Annotated in this window: 2 protein-coding genes; one reads left to right on the plus strand and one right to left on the minus strand. The window is 38.4% G+C overall.

Annotated features, from left to right (window positions below; genetic code table 11):
* Nucleotides 1-182 precede the first annotated feature (182 nt).
* Nucleotides 183-1,925, plus strand: coding sequence for a potassium/proton antiporter (locus tag H5072_RS16225; RefSeq protein WP_182694112.1), 1,743 nt, complete (start codon nucleotides 183-185; stop codon nucleotides 1,923-1,925).
* A 282-nt stretch (nucleotides 1,926-2,207) separates the two neighbouring features.
* Here the strand turns inward: H5072_RS16225 and H5072_RS16230 are convergent.
* A partial coding sequence (locus H5072_RS16230) for a hypothetical protein (RefSeq protein ID WP_220488668.1) occupies nucleotides 2,208-2,726 on the minus strand: 519 nt, incomplete at its 5' end.

A 2,726-nucleotide genomic window follows, 5' to 3' on the forward strand; every position in this document is an offset into this window, starting at 1 on the left:
AATTAAGACCGAGGCTAGTAATACCAAGCTTAACGACGCTCTAGCTATTAAATAAACAATTTAAATATTGACTTATGTACCCGTATTTATATTTTTTAGGTTATTGTATAGCATGAGCTTTAAGCTTTTTGGTAGCTATAAATTCTTACTTTTTAACTCATATAAGGCTGTAAACCCACACTATGTTTGTAATTGATAATATCATTCTCGTTAGTGCCATTTTAATTTTACTTGGAGTGATCTCGAGCAAGTTATCTGCACGCGTTGGCTTACCGGTGCTGGTGCTATTTTTACTTGTAGGTATGCTCGCAGGTGAAGACGGTATTGCAGGTATTTCATTCGACAACGCAGAGGCCGCACATGCTCTGGGTACTCTAGCGCTTGCCATTATTCTATTTGATGGCGGCTTACAAACACCTACCAGTTCAATTAAACAAGTGTGGAAACCCGCGTCTGCTTTAGCAACCGTCGGGGTGTTATTTACCGCTGTAATTACAGGCCTTGTGGCCACTTATATTTTAGACTTGCCCATACTACAAGGTGTATTACTTGGCGCCATTGTTGGCTCTACAGATGCCGCAGCCGTGTTTGCACTTTTACGAAGTGCGGGTATTCACTTAAATAAAAAGCTTAAATCGACCCTTGAAATAGAAAGCGCCTCGAACGATCCAATGGCTATTTTTCTAACGGTTGGTTTGCTCGAAATGCTCGTTAATGACATGCCAGTAGGGCTGGGTTTACTACAGTTATTTGCTCAACAAATGGGTGCTGGCGCTATTTGTGGTCTTTTAATTGGTAAAATATCGGTTTGGTTTATTAATCGAATTAAACTAAATGCATCGGGTTTGTATTTAGTGATGGTAACAGCATTTGGACTGCTTTCTTTTGGCCTTTCTGCAACGCTCGGCGGCAGTGGATTTTTAGCTGTATTTATAACGGGTGTTATTTTAGGTAACAGCAAATTTGTATATAAACGCGGTATTTTTCTGTTTCATGACGGCTTAGCATGGCTTGGGCAAATAACCATGTTTGTTGTATTAGGCCTCCTTATAAATCCGTCGTCATTGGTTGATGTATGGTTAGAAGGACTGCTTATTGCATTGGCACTCATTTTTGTTGCTCGCCCATTAGCTGTAGCGCCTATTTTAAAACTGTTTGGCTTTAATAATCGCGAAACCTTATTTGTATCTTGGGTTGGCCTTAGAGGCTCAGTGCCCATTATTTTAGCTATATTCCCATTATTATTTGGTCTTTCAGGGGCTGAGCTTATTTTTAATGTTGTTTTTTTCGTAGTGTTAATTTCAGCCACGTTACAGGGCTCAACAATGCCGTGGATGGCTAAAAAACTAAATTTAGTAGAGCCGCCACCTGATTTGGCTGCTGCAACACTCGAAATCACAGCGTTAAACGATATTGATATAGAAATTGTAGAATACACTTTAAGTGACGTTTCTCGGGTTTCTGGGCGCAGCTTGTCACATGCTGCACTTCCTGAGAGTGTGGTTGTTGCTATGATCACACGAGGCCCGTCAATCATACCGCCACGAGGCTCAACTAAGTTAAAACCAAACGATCATTTATTTGTTGTTTTAAAACCAGATAACAGACCTTTTGTTGATTTAGTTTTTACAGCAACCGATAAAACAAACCATCAAGATAGCCACTTAGCCCACAACGAACTCAAAGTGAAAGGGGTAACGTTGATAGGCGATATATTTTACTCTTACCACATGCAAATAGACGCCCCAGAAGAGATAAGCTTGGAAGAAGTAATTAATCAAAAGCTTTCAGGTGAAGTCAGTAAAGGCGCTATAGTTGTTATTGGTAATGTGCAAATACGCGTTATAACAATGGTACATACACGCATAGTTACCATTGGCTTAAAGTACTTAAATAACCCAGAAAAGCGACTTTTAAAGCAGTAATCATTAACAGTGATTTATTTAGCGCTAGGCTCATGTTCATAGCTGCGTAGGTTAGGTTGAGTGACACGAAACCCAACGGATCTCCAATCCACTTTGCAGCTTTAACGTTAAATATATGCATTGTTTTTGTAGGCGCTTAGCTTGTTAGCGCGTCGGGTGTTAGCTTTATTTTTTGCTTACTTTATTTCAAGAATTATTGTTTTGTACGTATATTTTTTAAACACTCAAAAGCCTGCTTAATCGCAGGCCTTTTGTTTGGAAGTGAATGATTTAATATGCTATTTAACTGTTAAACGGGTAATCAACGTTTGTAAAAGGCCATTCGTTTTTAACCCATGTTTTAACGTTTGTTTTAAGCTCATCAAAAAGCGGTGTAGAAAGGTGCTCTTTAGCAACCCAGCTAAATACAGTGGCATCAAATTCACTATCAACCGTACCTGTAATATAAATACAGCCAATCACCTTCGTTTTATCGTTATTCATTACATGAAAAGTAAAAGATTCTTTATTATTAAATGCGATTAAGTCACTTTCCAATGATTGCGTGTTTTCTTGCAAAGTAAAGTCATCAGCAGGCCATGTGGTGCCTAAGCTAATTTGAATAAACTCGCGAGCAGACATAAGCGCTTTGTAATCAAGTTTTGTGTACTTAGGGTTTACCTTAACTAAGGTGAAATTTTCAAAGTGCTTTTCAATCGGTACTACAAATTCGTTATTTACTAAAGTCTCAGCCTGCACAAATGAGCAGCAAAATGTATAAATAGCAAAAACGAATATAAGTAGTTTTGTCATATTTCTTCC

The sequence above is a fragment of the Pseudoalteromonas sp. SR45-5 genome, from assembly GCF_014163565.1.
Taxonomy (GTDB): domain Bacteria; phylum Pseudomonadota; class Gammaproteobacteria; order Enterobacterales; family Alteromonadaceae; genus Pseudoalteromonas; species Pseudoalteromonas distincta.

Coding starts and splice junctions, on each gene's coding strand:
- H5072_RS16225 (WP_182694112.1), top strand. CDS start 183: ATGTTTGTAATTGATAATATCATTCTCGTTAGTGCCATTTTAATTTTA.